The sequence below is a fragment of the Staphylococcus sp. Y174-1 genome (assembly GCF_049897865.1).
GTDB lineage: Bacteria > Bacillota > Bacilli > Staphylococcales > Staphylococcaceae > Staphylococcus > Staphylococcus saprophyticus.
The window spans coordinates 838,745-858,177 of record NZ_JAFCXB010000001.1 but is presented as its reverse complement, the minus strand read 5'-3'; the positions used below and the strand labels follow the sequence as shown (position 1 = coordinate 858,177).

Genomic DNA, 19,433 nt, shown 5'->3' with positions numbered 1-19,433 from the left:
AATAGATGACATTAGACCTCAGGGAAAGTGAAATTGTCGAAGCGGTATACGAAAGTAATCATACTTGGGTTTCAGTAGAAGCAAAAATAGACTATGAATTAGATCCTACAGTGTTATTCCATTTGACTGAAGAAAATGCTGGAGACCGTTTTTATTACAAGAAAAATGACAACAAAACTTCATTCTTTGGCTATCATGCTATTACTAGATTTAAAAATGATTTTGAAAATAAACAATCTATTTTTCGAGAATGGCAAAAATACAAAAGTGATATTGAATTAATACATCCGAGCTCCGATAAACATCATCTGAAGATTTGCGGAGGTTTCCAATTCTCAATGCATAAATCTGGTGATGAGTGGCGAGAATTTGGTATTAATCATTTTATACTACCAGAAGTATTAATAACTATGGAAAATGGTGTTTCTTATATTACTTATACTGTAAAAGCAGAACAATTTGAAATTGAACAATTTAAAGCGTTGATTGTACATTTAACTCAAAATACAATAGATTCTGAGTCTGAAATTGGTAATATTAAACGCATTGAAGATATATATAAAGATGAATGGCGTGATTTAGTTAAGGATACAATTGATGTATTAGATGAACATAAAAAAATTGTATTAGCGAGAAAACGTTTGGTTATGTTTGATAAAAATATCAATATACCGTATATCTTACAAAAAGCATCACAAGGTGAACATAATAGTTACTTATTTGTCTTAGAGTCACAGGATAGTATATTCTTCTCGCAAACACCGGAACAATTAATGGAAGTTAACAATGGTATATTATCTACCAAGGCTGTTGCTGGAACAATCAAACGTACACATCAAGATGAAGTAGATAAAGAAAATATACAGGCTTTCTTAAATGATGATAAAAATTTAAACGAACATCGTTTCGTAGTAGAAAGTATATTAAACGATATAGCACCTTATGTTAGAGATATTACTTTTAACGAAACACCGCAGATATTAACCAATGATCATTTATATCACCTATATACAAAAATTAAGGGTCAATTAGAAAATGATTCATATATTGGATTGTTAGACAATTTACATCCAACACCAGCGCTTGGAGGCTATCCAAAAGCTGAAGCAATTGAATACATTGAACAAAATGAATTCGGTACGCGTGGATTATATGGTGCACCTGTTGGATATATAGATATGAATGATGATTGCGAGTTTATTGTAGCAATTAGATCCATGCTAATTAAGAAAAACCAGGCCACATTATTTGCTGGTTGTGGCATTGTGAAAAATTCTGATGCGGATAGTGAAGTCGAAGAAACTGCAGTTAAATTTAACCCTATGATGAAAGCTTTAGGAGTCGAGGAATATGAATAATCATACAGATGCATTAACAAAGCAGGTTTTTACAATTGTTTCTGAATTATATGCTTATGGCATTAGAGAAGTAGTTATAAGTCCTGGATCGCGTTCTACACCACTAGCAATTGCTATAGAAGCGCATCCCAAATTGAAATCGTGGATTCATCCAGATGAAAGAAGTGCAGCCTTTTTTGCAATGGGTTTGACGAAAGGTAGTGAAAAACCAGTCGCTATCCTTTGTACATCAGGAAGTGCAGCTGCTAACTATACACCTGCGATTTCCGAAAGCAGTTTGAGTCACTTACCATTAGTTGTACTTACAAGTGATCGACCTCATGAATTAAGAGGCATTGGTGCACCTCAGGCAATAAATCAAACGAATATGTTTGCTAATTATGTGCAGTATCAGTTTGATTTTCCAATTGCTGAAAAGAATGATAATGAAGATATAATGGCGAATACAATTAAATTCCAATTGCAAAAAGCGAGTCAATTTCTTTATGGCCCACATCGAGGACCCATACATCTTAATTTACCTTTTAGAGAACCATTAACACCAAATACTGAAAAAGTAGAATGGTTAACTTCAGATACAAAGATATTGCCACACTATCAAAAAACAACGAGTTTAAATGAAATTAGTGCAATGATGAAAAAAAGAAAAGGTTTAATCATTGTTGGTGATATGCAACATCAAGATGTGGATCAAATTCTTACATTTTCAACAATCCATGATATGCCAATTTTAGCTGATCCATTGAGTCAATTAAGACGTGAACACCATCCGAATGTGGTTACGACTTATGATCTATTGTTGAGATCAGGTTTAGAATTAGAGGCTGATTTTGTCATTCGTGTTGGTAAACCTGTAATTTCGAAAAAATTAAATCAATGGTTAAAAGTAACAGAAGCATTCCAAATATTAGTACAAAATAATGATCGTCCGGATGCATTTCCGATCACCCCACACGTATCATATGAAATGTCTGCTAATGATTTCTTTAGACAATTATCAGAGATGCCAACAGTTGAGCGTAAGCAATGGTTAGAGAAATGGCAAACAGTGGAAAAACATGCAATAGTAGAAATCAAAGATCATTTAAGAACTGCTACAGATGAAGCTGCTTATGTGGGTAATGTATTAGATAAATTAACCAAGGATGATGCTATGTTTGTGAGCAATAGTATGCCAATTCGTGATGTTGATAATCTATTTATTGATTGTGAGGCAGAAGTATTCGCGAATCGTGGTGCGAACGGTATAGATGGTGTCACATCTACGGCGTTAGGTATGGCCGTGCATAAAAAGATTACATTGTTGATTGGAGATTTAGCATTTTACCATGATATGAATGGCTTATTAATGTCTAAATTGAATGATATACAACTCAATATCGTCTTACTTAATAATGATGGTGGCGGTATCTTTTCATATTTACCTCAAAAAAATGAGGCAGATGCATATTTTGAAAGATTGTTCGGTACACCAACTGGATTGAATTTTGAACATACGGCGTTATTATATGATTTTGCATTTGATCGATTTGATACGATTGAAGCCTTTAAATATGCAGATTTATCGCAATTTGGTTCACATATTTACGAAATCATGACACATCGAGAAGATAACAAACAGCAACATCTTAAACTCTATAAAAAGTTGAGTGATATTATCGATGTTACATTATAAATTTCATCAATCAACCGCCCCAACAGACAAATTGTTAGTCATGTTGCATGGCTTTATTAGTGATCAACAGACATTTGATCAACATATTCATAGTCTAAATAAAAATATAAATATTTTAACTATTGATTTACCAGGTCATGGTGCAGATCAGTCTGATTTAGAGCATAAATGGGATTTTCCTTTTATTAGTCATGAGTTAGATCAAACGTTGCGATTATTTACAAATTATCAAATTTACTTACATGGTTATTCCATGGGTGGTAGAATTGGACTTTACTATGCTTTATATGGTCAAGCGCAATTAACAGGGCTTATACTAGAAAGTACATCTCCTGGAATTGAAAACAGTGATGAGCGACAAGAAAGACAGCTAGTTGATCAAGCAAGAGCAAAAGTGCTTGAAATAGCTGGCTTAGAGGTGTTTGTGAATGATTGGGAAAAATTACCGTTGTTTTATACGCAGTATGAGTTAGATAAATCAACAAGAAACGCAATTCGTGATATGAGATTACGTCAAAATCCAATGCGTTTAGCCAAAGCTTTGCGTGATTATGGAACTGGACAAATGCCGAACTTATGGCCACAATTAAATCAAATTCAAATACCAACGTGTATCATAGTAGGTGAATTAGATGGTAAGTTCTGTAAAATAGCTAGAAATATCATTTCAGTTATGCCAAATTTTGAAATGCATGTTGTTGCTAATAGTGGGCATACAATTCATGTGGAAGAAATGGCAGAATTTGATAGAATAGTAATAGGTTTTATTAATAAGGAGGAGCAAAATGACTAGACAGTGGGAAACAATTAGAGAATATAAAGAAATTAAATATGAATTATATGATGGTATTGCAAAAGTTACAATTAATCGTCCTGAAGTACGTAATGCATTCACACCAAATACGGTACAAGAAATGATTGATGCATTTACAAGAGCACGTGACGACCAACGTATTTCTGTCATTATTTTGACAGGTGAAGGAGATAAAGCGTTTTGTTCTGGCGGAGACCAAAAAGTCCGTGGCCATGGTGGTTATGTAGGCGATGATCAAATTCCACGTTTAAACGTTTTAGATTTACAAAGACTTATTCGTGTAATCCCTAAACCTGTAGTTGCAATGGTTAGAGGTTATGCTATCGGTGGCGGTAACGTATTGAACGTTGTATGTGATTTAACAATTGCTGCTGATAATGCTATTTTTGGCCAAACAGGACCTAAAGTAGGTTCGTTTGATGCTGGCTATGGTTCAGGTTATTTAGCTCGTATCGTAGGACATAAAAAAGCACGTGAAATTTGGTACTTATGTCGTCAATATAATGCTCAGGAAGCATTGGACATGGGCTTAGTCAATACGGTTGTTCCTTTAGATCAAGTTGAAGATGAAACAGTACAATGGTGTCAAGAAATGAAACAACATTCTCCTACAGCATTAAGATTCTTAAAAGCAGCTATGAATGCTGATACGGATGGATTAGCTGGTTTACAACAAATGGCAGGAGACGCTACTTTACTTTATTACACAACGGATGAAGCTAAAGAAGGTAGAGATGCGTTTAAAGAAAAACGTGATCCTGATTTTGATCAATTCCCTAAATTCCCATAAAAATTTAGGATGTGAAAGTAGTGTATAAGGATTACCTGAGCTAACCTCATGCATAAGAATTACTAATTCACATAAAATGTGAAAGTAGTTCTAAGTTGTACTTTATATCTACTGGTAATTAAGAAAAGAGTCTGGACATTTTGACATGTGCCAGGCTCTTTTTTATTAATTTTAGAATATCAATTGTATTTAATAATTAATAATAATATTAATATTCAAGCGTACTAATATTGGTAGATTATGATTTGTTATTGTGAGATAGTTAAAAATTTTAGAATGTAAATTCAAAATATTTACCTTAATGTTTTAGTGTTTCTTTTCAAAATAATAAATGGCGGTATACCTTTATATGTGAAAACTTTTTTACAATTAATTATTAAATTTGACCATTATTAAAACATCTATTAATATTATTATTAATAGATTGGGGGAGACAGATGACTTCAAACGATTATGATCAAATGAGAAAAGAAATGTGCTATTTATTTTATATTACTAGCAAAGAAGTAGTAAATAGATTTAATAAGTATTTAAAGCAATTTGATATTAGCTTTCCGAATTATATTGTCTTACTTTATATTGAAAATGATAAACCTATATATATTAAAACCTTGTGTGATGAACTTTATTTAGATTCAGGTACAATCAGTCCAATTATTAAACGTTTAGAAAAAAAATCACTTATTGAGCGTATGAGAACGGAAGAAGATGAGCGCAGAGTGAAGGTTCGATTAACTGAAAAAGGATTAGAATTGAAAGATCATTTTCCAAAAATATCAGAGGATGTCATTCAACAGTTTAATATGAAGAGGGAAGATTCTCTTGCTTATCATGAAATTTTAAAAACGTTCGCTGAACAAAATATATATATAAATGATGAAGAAAGATAAATATAACAGGATTGAATAGCTGACGAGCAGCACTTGTTTATAAAAAACCGAGTAAAAGTTATTAATAGACATAACTTTTACTCGGTTTTTATTTTAATTATATTTATTTTTAAGGTAATCTTCTAATCTTCTCATGGCTTCTTTTAAAGCATCAAGTTCGTATGCGTAAGATATACGAACATGCCCCTTTCCAATATCAGTAAAAGATGAACCAGGTACAATTGCAACATGAGCATTTTCCAGAACATCTACACAAAAGTCAAAATCGTTTTCTGTAAAGCGTTGAATACTTGGGAAAATATAAAAAGCACCTTCAGGTTTGGCATCGAGTTCAAAACCTAATGATTCAAGTTTTTGTATAAGGAAATTACGGCGTTCAATATATGCTTCGTTCATATATTGTGGTGCTTCAAGTCCTTCGTTCAATGCAGCGATACAAGCAATTTGTGCTGGTACATTTGCACAAATACAATTGTAGGCATGCATAAAAGTTAATTTTTCAATAAGATATTCTGGACCTATTAAGAATCCAATGCGAATACCTGTAGCAGAGTGAGATTTACTTAAACCACCAACTAATAATAATTGTTCTCTAATAGATGGGAATTCAGCGAATGATGTATGTTTGCCAGTAAAAGTGTTTTCAGCATATATCTCATCACTAATAACAAATATAGGCATATGCTTTAAAGTTTCAGTTAGTGCTTGAACCTCATTGTGGTTCAAAATGACGCCCGTTGGATTAGTAGGGTAGTTTAGTAATATGGCTTTGGTCTTCGCAGTTAAATGTGCCTCTATAGCTTCAGGTATGACTTTATAATTCGTCTCTGTGGTATCAATATAAACCGGCACGCCACCTAATGTTTTGATAAGTGGAATATAGCCAGAATATACTGGACCTGGTATTAATATTTCATCACCTTCATCAATGATGCTTCTTAATGCAGTATCTAATGCTTCACTAGCACCGTTGGTAATAATAATTTCTTCGGAACTATATTTAAATCCATAACGTTGATGGAAATATTGGCTAACTGCATTTCTTGTTTCCTCTAGACCTTTATTATGTGAATAGCTTGTTTGATTTTCATTTATTGCCTGGATATAAGCAGATTTAACAACATCAGGCATTGGAAAATCTGGTTGACCAATTGTTAAATTAATACAGTCTTTTATACCGCTAATACGGCTTGAAAATTGACGAATACTTGGTGCACTTAAATGTTTTGAATTATTATTTAATGATAGTTTCATTGTATAAATCACCTCAAGATTTAAAAATACCAAATTTAATTTTATATGTAGAGTTAGAGCGAGAATCAAAGATAGCTTTGGCTTTTGATTCTCGCTCCACAAGCATGTCGATATAAAGTTATAATGGATAGCAAAAATTTATATCATGCTTATTTTTTAATGATACTTGCTATAAAGCGATTGCGTTAATTAATGGTTACGCATCATTACTTTAAATATATCATATCGCGTTTCACAGTACCTTTATTCTTTGAATTTAGAAGGGGATTGTAGATTAATAATTGGATTTGTCCATTTTGATACAAAACGTGTTGATAATGCATAGACAATAATCGTCGTAAAGAGCAGTAAATAGACATAAGTTAATATCGATACTGAATCTTTAAATGGATAAATACCGAATCCACGTATAACCCCGATGACTAAACCATGTAATAAATAAACATACATTGTTCTACGTCCAATATAAGTGTAAAACTTTTCTTTTTCTGGTATTAGATTTAAGAAAGAGAAAAGTGTTATTAAAATTATGAAATAAAGTAATAACCTTTTAATAGGACTGTATAAGTCTGGTTTACCTTCGAGTGACATATAGGGTGAGTCACCTAATAACCAATCTGCATTAATAGGATGATATGTATAAGTAACATAAAATACAATCAAAATGATGATAGAGATTGGAACAAGTTTTTTATTTTTTAAAGTTTGGATATGCTTATTCGTAAACAGATAACCTAAATAAAATATTGGAAAGAACATGATGGTTCTTGAAAAGCTTAGATAATTATCGATATTTGATGAATAACCCGCAAATAATGAGATAATTATGGCAATCGGTAAAACATAGTATGGTTTATAGTCCTTCACGATTACTAATATAACGTGGAAAAAGAATAATGTAAGTAAAAACCATAATGCAAATACTGGATCGAATGGATCAAATTTCACACTATCTTCTTTACCAGTTAAATAATAGTAAAAAGAGAAAAAGCCAAAGAAAACAACGTAAGGAATTAATAGTTTTTTAGAGACTTTTTCTAAATAACCAGCTTGGCCTGCTTTTTTTGCAAAATAACCAGAAATAAATAAAAAGCCCGGCATATGAAAGCTGTATATTGTTAAATACAATGAAGAAAGATGTTTACTGGCTTCTGTATATGGCTGTAATAAATGGCCAAACACAACAAGAAAGATTAACATTGCTCTAGCATTATCGAAAAAGTAATCTCTCTCTTTCAATTGTGACATTATTTTGCTCCTTTTATATATGCGATAAATTTTATATGCGCTACTTCTAATTTATTATAAAACATATGAGAAATGCAACAAAATAGTACAATTTGTCTTTTATCATTGTATATTAGGAAGAATACTATTATAATATTAGAAAATAAAATAGTGTATTTAACCTCTTAAGAATTTAATTTAAAGTAGTGGAGATGACCAACATGTATAAACAACTAGAACAATTAATTACACTGACGAGCAATGATCTTAATTTAGTAAGTAGACGATTTGGACAACGTACAGATTTAACTTCAGAGCAATTGGAGATGCTAAGAATTTTATATAATTATAAAAAGTTATCTCAATATGATTTAACAATGAAGATTAATAAAGAACAATCTATCGTATCACGTTGGATCAAGAAGTTATGTCAAATGGGTTATATCACGAGCAAACAATCCAATAAGGATATGAGATGCAAAGATTTAATGGTGACAGAGAAGTCAAAAGCTTTAGTCGAACAAATAAATGAAGTTAGGATAGCGCTAATCGAAGCACGATGTCAAAATTTAACAGCTAAAGATATTGAAAGCTTAAATCAGTTATTAAAAAAATTAAATGCACATCATACATATTTTATTAAATGAAATATAAAATAAACGAAGCGTAGGTGATATATAGCACTTTTTTGAAAAGTGATGTATTACCTACGCTTCGTTTAATATCTTTTGTTATTTATAAAGCATAAAGTGATTTTTACTTTTTAGTCATCAAATACCAAAAATTGGGATACAGGTAAAGCTGATAAACATTTAATAATGCCTCTAAAAAGTAGTGCGATTATTTATAAGTATCTACGTCAAAGTATTTACCTAATTTACCCATTGAATCATAAAACCCTTTAATACGTGTAGCATTATGTGCTGCCCATGCTACATCTGTTGCATATTGATGAACACCTGGATTTTCAGGGTTCCAACGCATTTTGTAAAGTGTGTTTTGACCTTGATTGATATATGAGCCAGCAATGAATTTAGCACCACCAACAATTGCTTTTTTAACAGTATTCCAACCATTATTTTTGGCTGTAGCGAAACCTTGTTTAACAGCATCGCTGTCAACAGCACCAATACCAAACATATTATAGTATTTATCTTTGCCATTAGTTACAACTTTACCGTTAACAACATCTCCGCCATTAGCTAGTTTAGATGTACCATTACCAGTTTCAAGTAGGGCATGTGAAATTAAATATACTTCATTGATATTATACGCTTTGGCAGCTTCGCTAAATGCTTCACCTTGGCCTTCTAAAATACCTTTACCAACTAATAGTTTATCCAAATCAGCTGAAGAAATATTTTGTGATTTATCTAAACGTAAGAATTGATATTTTTGAGTTGGATCTTTAATTAATTTGCTAGAATCCATAGCATTTTTAATTTCAGTTGCAGAAGCATCTTGCCATTTACCAGCTGTATGTTGAATTTGTGGTTTGAATTTCAATCCTTTTTGGATAGCAACTGCTTGATCAAGTGTAAGACCTGATTTGTAATATTTCACTAATTCTTTACGTAAGTCATCTTCTTTTACCCAAACGACTTTACCATTAGCTAATTTACCATGGTACCAAGTGACACCATTAATGACTTGTTTTTCAAATACAGTGAAAATACCTTCATAAAAGTCTTTCAATGAACCAGCAGCTTTTCCTGTTAATGGATCAATATAATAACTACCTTTTTGGTTATGAATGATGTAATCATATTTTATAGGTGTTACAGCTGATTTTGTAACGCTAGGTGTCTTCGTGGTACTATTTAAATCTTTTGCAGCAATCCAACCAGTTTTATTATTAACAATACCGTAGATATATTCATCTTTGTCAACGTAGACTGATTTTGATGCATTAAATTGATTGTTTTTTACATTTTTTAAAGTATCTAGTTGTTGTGATTTTGTACCCCAAGGGACAGCATAAAGACCATTATTTGTAGCTTTAACAGTATATTGACCATTTTTAGCCGTTGTCTTACTTAAGTTACGTGTATTGATATCTTTTGTATTAACCCAACCGATTGGTGTGTTTTGATTTGTATTTTGGATTAAGACATATGTGTTATTGCCTTGTGTACATTGTTTAGTAACAGTAAATGTTTTACCTGAGAATTTAGATGCATCTTTACCTTTTGGATCATAAACTGTTGTTTTAATTCCAGAGTTAGTAGCATTTAATTGACCAATCTTACTTACAGTTTGTGTTTGAGTTGCTGCTGGTTTCTTAGCAGTCTCTTTAACTGTTATATCTCCAGTTTGCATCCAACCTAAATTAGTATTGGTTTTATTATCAGTAATTAAATAAAATGCATTGCTACCTAAAGTTGCTTTTTTACTTAATTTGTATGTTTGACCATTCACATATGATTTTTGTACACCTTGCTTATCATATACAGATGTATATACACCATGATTAGATTTAGCAACTGTACCTTGTTGATTAGTTAAATTAGATACAACTAACTTGGCAGTCGTAGACGGCTTGCTTGGCGTCGTAGGTGGTGCCGTTAATTTACTTAAGCTAACCCATCCAGTTAAATTATTTACAGTACCATAAATATAGTTTGTTTTACCAATTTGTTGTTGCTTAGTTGCTTTAAATGTTTGAGCTGATTTACCTGAAACAGAACCTGCTTTTTGACTACTTGTTCCCCAAGGAACTGTATAAATCACTTCTCCAGGATTAATTTTATAAGTTTTATTGATTTTTGCAGCGGCTTTAGCGGCGTTATAACTCACATCACCTTGATGTACCCAACCAATTAAAGTGCCTTTGTTATAGTCAGAAACTAAATAGTATTGTTCTTTACCTAAAGTAGCAGATTTAGTTACTTTAAGTGTTTGGTTTACGCGATCAGTCTTTTTACCTTTTTGGTCATAAACGGTTGTATATAAACCATCATTTTTTGAGTTGATACGGCCTACGCCATTATTTTCAGTAACTTTAACGGTACCTAATTTTGATGGGGTAGTTGTGCCTGTGTTTCCAGAACCAGTGCTACCACCAGTACCACCTGTACTGCCAGAAGAAGTAGTACCCCATGCTGCTGCTTGACCAGTTTTAATTAAATATTTTTCATAAATTAAATCGTAAAGTTCATCATAGCTATAATTATGTGCTGCTAAGTAACCATGAGGGTCAGAGTGGTCAGAACCACCTAAATAATTGCTGACTGCTTGGTGAGTCCATACCGTACCAACACCATCATATTCAGCACTGTCTGGGACTAAACCATAATATTGTAGGTTAGTTGCTGCGTAGTCTGCATAATTATTTATTGAACGTGCAAAAGAGTCATAGTCATGCGTATGAACTAATTCAACATGTATAAAACGATCATTTGCTTGTGGACCGGCACCCCATGCTAAGTAGTCAGTATTTGCAGTTTCAATAATACGATCACCATCTACATATGCATGAACAAAAGCGCTCGTGTAATTATTCTTCATATAGTTAATCTCACCAGTGATAGTTGAATTATCATTAGCAGTATCATGCATTACAATACCTTCAGGTTTGCCATAACGGTAATTATATTGAGGTAAGTAATTTGCTATATCTTGTTCGTAATTTGGTGCTTTAAAATTATTTTTACGAATATAGTTATTAATTGATGAATTAACTTTTGGTGAATATTTAGGTAATGCCGCACGTGTTGTTGCTTCTTTAGTTACTGCAGAACGTGTTGCTACTGCAGTATTAGCACTAGTAGTAGCTACTCTAAGCTTAGGTGTTACTTTTGCACTAAATGTAGCTGGCTGTACTTTGTTTTCTGCTGTAGAAGCTTCTTTAGATGATGTAGATACTTTGGCATTATCTTGCTTGTCATTAGAAGCAACGTCATCTTCTTTAGAAGTTGCTTTGTCATCTTGAGTGGCAGATTCATTTTGATCTGCTATATCAGAAGCGCTATCGTTACTATGAGTGTCGTCTTGTTTATCACTAGAAGCAACGTCTTCATTAGAAGATTCTGCTTTATCATTTTGAGTTTCAGATTCGTTTTGATCTTTTACATCATCAGAAGCGTTAGCGTCACTTTGAGTGTCATCTTGTTTAACATCAGAAGAAGCAACGTCATCTTCATTAGAAGATTCTGCTTTATCATTTTGAGTCTCAGATTCGTTTTGATCTTTTACATCATCAGAAGCGTTAGCGTCACTTTGAGTGTCATCTTGTTTAACATCAGAAGAAGCAACGTCTTCATTAGAAGTTTCTGCTTTGTCATTTTGAGCAACAGATTCGTTTTGATCTGTTACGTCAGAAGCGTTATCGTCACTATGAGTGCCGTCTTGCTTAACGTCAGAAGAAGCAACGTCTTCATTAGAAGTTTCTGCTTTGTCATCTTGAGTGGCAGATTCATTTTGATCTGCTATATCAGAAGCGTTAGCGTCACTGTGAGTGTCGTCTTGTTTATCACTAGAAGCAACGTCTTCATTAGAAGTTTCTGCTTTATCATTTTGAGTTTCTGATTCGTTTTGATCTTTCACATCATCAGAAGCGTTAGCGTCACTATGAGTGTCGTCTTGCTTAACATCAAAAGAAGCAATGTCATCTTCATTAGAAGATTCTGCTTTATCATTTTGAGTCTCAGATTCGTTTTGATCTTTTACATCATCAGAAGCGTTAGCGTCACTTTGAGTGTCATCTTGTTTAACATCAGAAGAAGCAACGTCATCTTCTTTAGAAGTTTCTGCATTGTCATTTTGAGTCTCTGATTCATTTTGATCTGCTACATCAGAAGTGTTAGCGTCACTTTGAGTGTCGTCTTGCTTAACGTCAGAAGAAGCAACGTCTTCATTAGAAGTTTCTGCTTTGTCATTTTGAGCAACAGGTTCATTTTGATTTGCTACATCAGACGAATTTTCATCTGTATTTGTTTCTTCAGCATTCGAACTCACATCATTAGATGTCTGTGATGCTTCATTAGTTGAATTTGTTTCTGATTGTATTGAGTCAGTGTTGTTTTCTTCATTCTCTTGGTTGTTATCTTCAACAGAAGTTTGCTCAGTATCTAAAGATTTCGTGTCATTATCTGATGAAACATCTTGTTGATCTTCTTGAACGTCTGTCTCCTGATTATATGTATCTTGATTTGATGTTTGTTCAGAAGTTTGATCATTCAACTCATCTAACTGTGCATCATAATTTGTATCTTCATTTGAAGATGCATCTTTTACTTGTGTAGGGTCTTGGTATGTTTGTGTACCTGAAATGTTAGTTGTTGGTTTGCTAATTTCAGATTTAATTTGTTCACTTTGGTTAAGTGCTTTTTCATCATCCAATACATTTTTATTCGGAGTTTGATCTTGTGTATTACTTGCTGCTTGAGCATGATGAGTTGTCAAAGCTGTACCTGCTAATGTAAGTGCTACAATCGAAGGTACCTTATAAGTGTTCTTTTTCTTAGCCATTTAACTGCCCCTTTAACTATATATTTTGTATCCTATTATAATACGACGAAAGACCTAGAGGCTGGTTTTTACTGTTTTGTAATATAAAATTAATCTAAAGCCAGTATTAAAAAATTATAAAGCTAATAGAAAAGCGTTATAACGCCTAATTTACATTATATTAAAATATTACACTTTCTGAAATATTACAAAATTTAAATGAAGAATAACTGTAATATTCGGATGAAAAATTTTTAAATTATTTTTGTCATAGCAATGTGTTCGATATTTTCTTCCATAAAGATATCACCAGTAGATTTATAACCAAGCGCTTCATAAAAGGGCTTGGCATGATATTGTGCATTTAACGTCATTTTATTATAACCTTGTTGTTTTGCAGATGTTTCAAGAAATTGCATAAGTAATTGACCATATCCTGATTTACGGTGCGTCGCTCTAACAGCTACACGTTCTATTTTTACACTATTATTTACAGGACGAAATCTTCCAGTAGCAAAAGGTATATGATTTGAATCATAACCAATGACATGAGTGGCAACGTCTTCAAATTGATCAATTTCATTTTCTAATGGAACACCTTGTTCTTTCACAAATACTTCTTTACGAATTTCTAATGCATCGTCCATCATTTTAGGTGTAGTCACAATATTAAACATATATTTACCTCTTTTCTCATTTTAGATATTAAAAATACCCTACCATAAAATAGATGGTAGGGTAGAGTTATTTGAATTTATTGTGCTTCTTTTCTTACGATTGCTGTATACTGCCAAAAAATACGCATTTGTGCAATATTCCAGTTATTCATTCCCATGGTAAAGCCAGAAGGTTTGAATAGGTTTACATCGGTTACTTCTAACGCTGCAGCAATCAAGTATTGGATAGGTACACTGATTTGCTTCATAGTATCAGTGATACCATTTTGATCATATACCCAAGTAAATGGTAACTCAGATTCAAAAACATCAACTTTTTCAAATATTTCTGGGAGTGCAACGATGTAACACGCACCATCAACTACAGGATTAAGGTCACTATCTTTATAGTAAATGCGTAAGGCCTCATAATTCTCACGATGTTCATGATTAACGTAGAAAAATTCATTTCTGTATAGCGCCATATCTTTGCTGTGAATCAATTGCTGCTCTAAAACATTAAACATGCCATTCACATGTGCTAGTTTTTCATAAGTTTTGCGTGACATATTACGAGCTCCTTTCTAGATTAATATTGATTCGTTGGTACTTCTTGAGCGTTCTGTTGTTGGTTTGGATCAATTTGCTGTTGGTTAGGATCGTTTTGTTGTTGATTAGAATCGTTCTGGGGTTGATTCACGTTATTTTGTTCGTTACCAAACTGATCCGTTTGTTGCTGATTATTATAATCTTCAGCGTTATTTGTTTCTGAGTTGCTATTGTCATTCTCATTTGATTGATTTTCATTACTATTTTCATCTTCCGAGCTATCTTTTTGTGATTTCGTTAGAAGACTATCATCTAACTCGGTTAATGGTACGAGTGTACCATAATAATCAATCACGCGTTGATTTAATAATTCATCTTTATCTTTAATTTTAGGTAAATCTAAGTCACTTCGCAACATATTTGTCGTTGACAGGATATTTTTTATATCTGGATTATAGTAATAAATGCCATTTAAATAATCATCGTCACCTTCAAGTTGTGAACTTTTTATTTTTATATCATCTTTTAAATAAGAAGTAGCAAGTACTTTTATTTCATCATAACTTAAATTATGTTTGGCATTTTTTCCGACAATTTCAACAACATCATCTAGTTTATTAAATGAGTCTGCTTTTTGTGCTTTTGCAAATAGTTTTTTAATTAAATCCATTTGTCTCTGACCACGTTTTAAATCTGAGTCTTGATGACGTGTTCTAGCTACAGCCAATGCTTCATCGCCATTAAGATTTTGATAGCCTTTTTTGACTTTAATTTTACCAGTATCGTTTGTATTTGGTTCATTAATGTTGTAAGGGACGTCATATTTAATGCCGCCCAATTCATCAACTGCATCAACAAACGCTTCCATATTAATTCTGACATAGTAATCGACTGGTAAATCTAATGTAGCCTCTACCGAGTCCATTGAAGCAGTAGGGCCTCCGTATGCATGTGCATGCGTAATTTTATCATAATAACCAACTTTTGGTATGTAGCTGATTGTATCACGCGGAATACTTAACATTCTAATTTGTTCCTTATCTGCATTAAAAGTAGATAATATCATTGCATCGGTTCTAGATTTTTCAGCTGTTTGTCCATTTTTTTCACGGCCACTATTATCATCAATTCCCAAAAATAGGATAGATATAGGATCTTTTGAAGGATTTACTTTAGAGTCACGTATATTTGACTTCCTAGAGGAATCACTATCATTAAAGGAAGACTCAAAAGCGCCTTGAGAAGATTTTAGCAATATGATCGCAAAAATAATTGGAACAACGACAAGAACTAATGAAAGAAATATTAAGAAATATTTTAAAAATTTATTCATGTTTGAAGCTCCCAAATTATTAGATTTTTTGTACATGTAACTATATTTATATTTTGATTATACTTCTTTTTAACTTTGTAAATTATTTGTAAAGAAGAAAATGCACTATAAATTATAATTTTATTACTATCACTAAAAAATATCAACTATGAAGTTGTTAATTGTAATTTTATTGGCAATGTGTAATAAAATGATGAAACAATATGCACGCAGAAGTTATGTGTTAATCATAAATATACAATGCACTTGTCATGTATGATTAAGTAAATATGATTGTATTTAATAAAATCATCATTTATGAAATGATTTAAATCATTGAAAGTGGCAAGGTTAATAAACATAAAAATAGTATTACAATAATGTCATTTGATAAAATATGATTTATTTAAAGACATAGGATATAATATATATTGGAAATATCATCTTGTAGACGATTATAATTAAAAGATGTTAGAAATTTTAGATTGCCTTTGTACTTAATTATAGCAAGCGTTGAAACAAATTTAATCATATTCCAGCATAAAGATAGAATAAACGTACTAGGAATGAATGATTTGAGGAGGAAATATAATAGTGAAAGCACTTTGGTTAGAAAATATAAATGAAAGTTTAGTAAAGGATTTTTACGAAACACAAACAGAAGAAGAACAGAATGCTGGTTTTGAAGGGGTCTTATCATTTGGTACTGCAGGTATTAGAAGTACATTTGGTTTAGGACCAGCAAGGTTAAATGCTTTTACAGTCCGCAAAGTAGCGCTAGGTTTAGCTCAATATTTAAATCATAATGTTGATGACGCATCTGTTGTCATACATTTTGATACAAGATTTTTATCAAAAGCATTTTCACAAGAGATGGCAAGTGTGTTGGCAAATAATGGTATCACAGCTATTATTTCAGACAATTATAAATCGACACCAGAATTATCCTTTGCCGTAAGACATCTACAAGTAAATGCAGGCATCATGATTACAGCAAGTCATAATCCTAAAAATTATAATGGTATAAAGATTTATAATGAAAAGGGTGGCCAATTATTACCTGAAGCTTCAGAGCAATTAAGTGAATATATAAATTCAATTGAAACTCCGTTAAATATTGAAAAAGGTGATTTTAATGCGTTCGTAGAAAACGGTAAAATAAAATATATGTCGAATGAAGTAACAGAAAGTTATAAAAAAGAAGTTAAGTCATTAGTAGGATCAATAGATGCACATGACGCAAAAGTCATATTGACGAGTTTACATGGTACGAGCCTACCTTTGGTATCTGACATTTTAACTGAATTAGATTATCATAATTTTGTTATAGAAAAAGAACAGTCAGAACCTAATGGTAATTTTCCAACAGTAGCTATTGCTAATCCTGAAGATGAAGCAGCTTTTGCACTTGGCAAACAGCTAGCAGATAAAACAGATGCACAGCTTATTATTGCAACTGATCCTGATGCGGATCGATTAGGATTTATAGAACGTTATGGTGATAATGATTTTAGATATTTTAATGGCAATGAAATAGGGCTATTATTAATGAAATTAAGGTTCCAAGATTTAACTGAAGATAGTACGCCGCAATATATGATCAAATCAATAGTTACGAGCGAGCTAGCAGAAAGGTTAGCAACATCTCTCAATGTAGAAGTTAACGATGTTCTGACAGGTTTTAAATTCATTTCAGATTTAATAGAACACAAACAGAAAGATGATGATAAGCAATTACTGCTTGCATTTGAAGAAAGTCATGGGTACTTAGCACAACCTATTTCAAGAGATAAAGATGCTATACAAATGGTACCATTATTAGTTAAATATAAGAATTTACTTGATAAAAACGGTATAACATTTAAGGAAACAATTGAAGATATTTACGAAAATATCGGTTATTTCAAGGACAGAACACTTGCGCCTACATTTGAAGGAAAAGCCGGTGTTAAAAAAATAGAAAGTATTATGGCGCAATTTAGAAATGAACAGGTATTTTCTATATGTGGTATGGATGTACTAAAAATTGAGGACTACCATGTTGGAGAAGTTAGAGACATGATAACAGGTCATACTGAGAAATTAACATTACCAAAGACAAATTTAATTAGATTTATTTTTGAAAATGGTTTTATTGCGTTAAGACCTTCTGGTACAGAGCCAAAAATTAAATTATATTTTTCACTTGAAGTTGAAAATATTGATGAAATTACACAACAGTTTGAAGCAAACTATATTAATAATATAGTTTAAACAAATATAGAGGCAACATTATGACAACAAAGATACTCAAAAAAATAACAATCATTTTAATTATATTATTAATAGTAATTATTATTACAATCGCCTATAAGCTATATCATCGTAGTCATCAAGAAACGCCAATGTTACAAAATGAGACGAAACAAGAAACTACGAATAAACAAATGGGGCATTTACAGACTATTGTCGATAATCAAAATCCACAGATGATGCAGATTAATCAATATCTTGAACAAGTTAAATTTAACGGTACTGCAACTGTGTTCGAAAATGGTCAACTCAAATTAAATAAAGGATACGGTTTGCAAAACATTCAAGAAAATAAACAGAATCAAGCAGATACTTTATATTTAATTGGATCTTCTCAAAAGTTTGCAACAGGATTAATGTTGAAACAATTAGAAAGCGAAAATAAAATTAACATGAACGATTCTGTAACTAAATATTTGCCATGGTTTAAAACGAAGCAGCCAATTACTTTAAATCAACTCATGTTGCATAAAAGTGGATTGTTTAAATATAAAGCTTCTCCAAATTATAAAAATTTAAACGAAGCGGTACATGCGATTCAACAAAAAGGCATTGAGCCTAAATTTTACAATAAAAATAGGTACAACGACGGAAATTATTTAGTATTATCGCGTGTGATTGAAGAAGTGACAAACAAGTCGTATAAGAAAAATTTTGAGGATAGAATTTCAAAACCGCAACATCTAAATTTCACTGCATTTTTTGATGATCCAAATTTTCAAGCATATATGGCTAAGGGTTATAAAAAGGATGGTAAATCTGGCAAACCACTACAACAGTATCCCAACGTTTTAGAACAGTATTATGGGGCGGGTAATTTATACATGACGCCGAGTGATATGGGAAAATTGATTTTAGGATTACAGAATAATGGAATATTAAATAGCCATATATCAAAACCACTGATACATGAGAGTAAGACGTCTAAATATCCTCAACCTTATCGCTATGGGTTTTATTCCTTTGCAGATAAAAATAGAATTAATGGTGGTTTTTTTGGTCAAGTTTTTACGTCATATTTTAATGACAAGTATATTGTAATCCTAGGAACTAATTATGAAAATAGTGACGTGAATAATGAACAGAAAATCCAACATATTTACAATCAGATTTTAAAACAGGGTGGACCTTATAATCATGTGGGTAAATCATATTAATTGAAATTTTA

14 protein-coding genes are annotated in these 19,433 nt (G+C 32.0%); 8 read left to right on the top strand and 6 right to left on the bottom strand.

Annotated features, from left to right (window positions below):
• Positions 1 to 5 precede the first annotated feature (5 nt).
• The 5 genes from ACP7BT_RS04265 (at position 6) to ACP7BT_RS04245 (ending at position 5,527) form a co-directional block, all read left to right on the top strand.
• Complete coding sequence (locus tag ACP7BT_RS04265) at positions 6 to 1,358, top strand: isochorismate synthase (protein ID WP_069821856.1); 1,353 nt, start codon at positions 6 to 8, stop codon at positions 1,356 to 1,358.
• The gene (gene menD / locus ACP7BT_RS04260; RefSeq protein ID WP_041079020.1) at positions 1,351 to 3,033 is read left to right on the top strand and encodes a 2-succinyl-5-enolpyruvyl-6-hydroxy-3-cyclohexene-1-carboxylic-acid synthase; all 1,683 of its coding nucleotides are present in this window, start codon (positions 1,351 to 1,353) and stop codon (positions 3,031 to 3,033) included. Before ACP7BT_RS04265 ends, menD begins: the two co-directional genes overlap by 8 nt.
• Positions 3,020 to 3,826: a 2-succinyl-6-hydroxy-2,4-cyclohexadiene-1-carboxylate synthase gene (gene menH / locus ACP7BT_RS04255; RefSeq protein ID WP_041079022.1), complete on the top strand. Its 807-nt coding sequence runs from the start codon at positions 3,020 to 3,022 to the stop codon at positions 3,824 to 3,826. The genes menD and menH overlap by 14 nt, the downstream gene beginning before the upstream one ends.
• Positions 3,819 to 4,637, top strand: a complete 819-nt coding sequence (gene menB / locus ACP7BT_RS04250; RefSeq protein WP_002483725.1) for a 1,4-dihydroxy-2-naphthoyl-CoA synthase — start codon at positions 3,819 to 3,821, stop codon at positions 4,635 to 4,637. Before menH ends, menB begins: the two co-directional genes overlap by 8 nt.
• A gap of 437 nt (positions 4,638 to 5,074) precedes the next feature.
• Positions 5,075 to 5,527 (top strand): MarR family winged helix-turn-helix transcriptional regulator, encoded by a 453-nt coding sequence (locus tag ACP7BT_RS04245; protein WP_041079024.1) that lies wholly within the window; start codon positions 5,075 to 5,077, stop codon positions 5,525 to 5,527.
• 93 nt (positions 5,528 to 5,620) lie between these two features.
• Here ACP7BT_RS04245 and ACP7BT_RS04240 read toward each other — a convergent pair whose 3' ends face one another.
• Both ACP7BT_RS04240 and ACP7BT_RS04235 read right to left on the bottom strand, forming a co-directional pair.
• The gene (locus tag ACP7BT_RS04240) at positions 5,621 to 6,781 is read right to left on the bottom strand and encodes an aminotransferase class I/II-fold pyridoxal phosphate-dependent enzyme (protein WP_075339735.1); all 1,161 of its coding nucleotides are present in this window, start codon (positions 6,779 to 6,781) and stop codon (positions 5,621 to 5,623) included.
• Between the two features lie 243 nt (positions 6,782 to 7,024).
• The gene (locus ACP7BT_RS04235; RefSeq protein ID WP_041079028.1) at positions 7,025 to 8,029 is read right to left on the bottom strand and encodes an acyltransferase family protein; all 1,005 of its coding nucleotides are present in this window, start codon (positions 8,027 to 8,029) and stop codon (positions 7,025 to 7,027) included.
• Positions 8,030 to 8,229: 200 nt separating this feature from the next.
• Here ACP7BT_RS04235 and ACP7BT_RS04230 point away from each other — a divergent pair, with 200 nt between their 5' ends.
• Positions 8,230 to 8,655: a MarR family transcriptional regulator gene (locus ACP7BT_RS04230; RefSeq protein ID WP_002483721.1), complete on the top strand. Its 426-nt coding sequence runs from the start codon at positions 8,230 to 8,232 to the stop codon at positions 8,653 to 8,655.
• Positions 8,656 to 8,848: 193 nt separating this feature from the next.
• Here the strand turns inward: ACP7BT_RS04230 and ACP7BT_RS04225 are convergent, their stop codons facing one another.
• From ACP7BT_RS04225 to ACP7BT_RS04210, 4 genes are all read right to left on the bottom strand, one after another.
• Entirely contained in the window at positions 8,849 to 13,477 is a 4,629-nt protein-coding gene (locus ACP7BT_RS04225; protein WP_210124636.1) for a GW dipeptide domain-containing protein, read from the bottom strand.
• 233 nt (positions 13,478 to 13,710) lie between these two features.
• Positions 13,711 to 14,133, bottom strand: coding sequence for a GNAT family N-acetyltransferase (locus ACP7BT_RS04220; RefSeq protein ID WP_041079030.1), 423 nt, complete (start codon positions 14,131 to 14,133; stop codon positions 13,711 to 13,713).
• A gap of 77 nt (positions 14,134 to 14,210) precedes the next feature.
• The gene (locus tag ACP7BT_RS04215) at positions 14,211 to 14,681 is read right to left on the bottom strand and encodes a DUF2538 family protein (RefSeq protein WP_002483718.1); all 471 of its coding nucleotides are present in this window, start codon (positions 14,679 to 14,681) and stop codon (positions 14,211 to 14,213) included.
• A 20-nt stretch (positions 14,682 to 14,701) separates the two neighbouring features.
• Positions 14,702 to 15,994 carry an LCP family protein gene (locus ACP7BT_RS04210; protein ID WP_011303450.1) on the bottom strand — a complete coding sequence of 431 codons (1,293 nt, stop codon included), beginning with the start codon at positions 15,992 to 15,994 and terminating at the stop codon, positions 14,702 to 14,704.
• 573 nt (positions 15,995 to 16,567) lie between these two features.
• Between ACP7BT_RS04210 and ACP7BT_RS04205 the strand changes: the two genes are divergently transcribed.
• Both ACP7BT_RS04205 and ACP7BT_RS04200 read left to right on the top strand, forming a co-directional pair.
• The gene (locus tag ACP7BT_RS04205) at positions 16,568 to 18,226 is read left to right on the top strand and encodes a phospho-sugar mutase (RefSeq protein WP_002483716.1); all 1,659 of its coding nucleotides are present in this window, start codon (positions 16,568 to 16,570) and stop codon (positions 18,224 to 18,226) included.
• 20 nt (positions 18,227 to 18,246) lie between these two features.
• On the top strand, positions 18,247 to 19,422 hold the full coding sequence (locus ACP7BT_RS04200; protein WP_002483715.1) for a serine hydrolase domain-containing protein: 1,176 nt from the start codon (positions 18,247 to 18,249) through the stop codon (positions 19,420 to 19,422).
• Positions 19,423 to 19,433: the final 11 nt, after the last annotated feature.

Bases quoted from the DNA above. Each gene is read 5' to 3' on its own strand.
- ACP7BT_RS04225 (WP_210124636.1), bottom strand. From the start codon at position 13,477: ATGGCTAAGAAAAAGAACACTTATAAGGTACCTTCGATTGTAGCACTT.
- ACP7BT_RS04210 (WP_011303450.1), bottom strand. From the start codon at position 15,994: ATGAATAAATTTTTAAAATATTTCTTAATATTTCTTTCATTAGTTCTT.
- ACP7BT_RS04220 (WP_041079030.1), bottom strand. From the start codon at position 14,133: ATGTTTAATATTGTGACTACACCTAAAATGATGGACGATGCATTAGAA.
- ACP7BT_RS04215 (WP_002483718.1), bottom strand. From the start codon at position 14,681: ATGTCACGCAAAACTTATGAAAAACTAGCACATGTGAATGGCATGTTT.
- ACP7BT_RS04245 (WP_041079024.1), top strand. From the start codon at position 5,075: ATGACTTCAAACGATTATGATCAAATGAGAAAAGAAATGTGCTATTTA.
- menH (WP_041079022.1), top strand. From the start codon at position 3,020: ATGTTACATTATAAATTTCATCAATCAACCGCCCCAACAGACAAATTG.
- menB (WP_002483725.1), top strand. From the start codon at position 3,819: ATGACTAGACAGTGGGAAACAATTAGAGAATATAAAGAAATTAAATAT.
- ACP7BT_RS04230 (WP_002483721.1), top strand. From the start codon at position 8,230: ATGTATAAACAACTAGAACAATTAATTACACTGACGAGCAATGATCTT.
- menD (WP_041079020.1), top strand. From the start codon at position 1,351: ATGAATAATCATACAGATGCATTAACAAAGCAGGTTTTTACAATTGTT.
- ACP7BT_RS04235 (WP_041079028.1), bottom strand. From the start codon at position 8,029: ATGTCACAATTGAAAGAGAGAGATTACTTTTTCGATAATGCTAGAGCA.
- ACP7BT_RS04240 (WP_075339735.1), bottom strand. From the start codon at position 6,781: ATGAAACTATCATTAAATAATAATTCAAAACATTTAAGTGCACCAAGT.
- ACP7BT_RS04200 (WP_002483715.1), top strand. From the start codon at position 18,247: ATGACAACAAAGATACTCAAAAAAATAACAATCATTTTAATTATATTA.
- ACP7BT_RS04265 (WP_069821856.1), top strand. From the start codon at position 6: ATGACATTAGACCTCAGGGAAAGTGAAATTGTCGAAGCGGTATACGAA.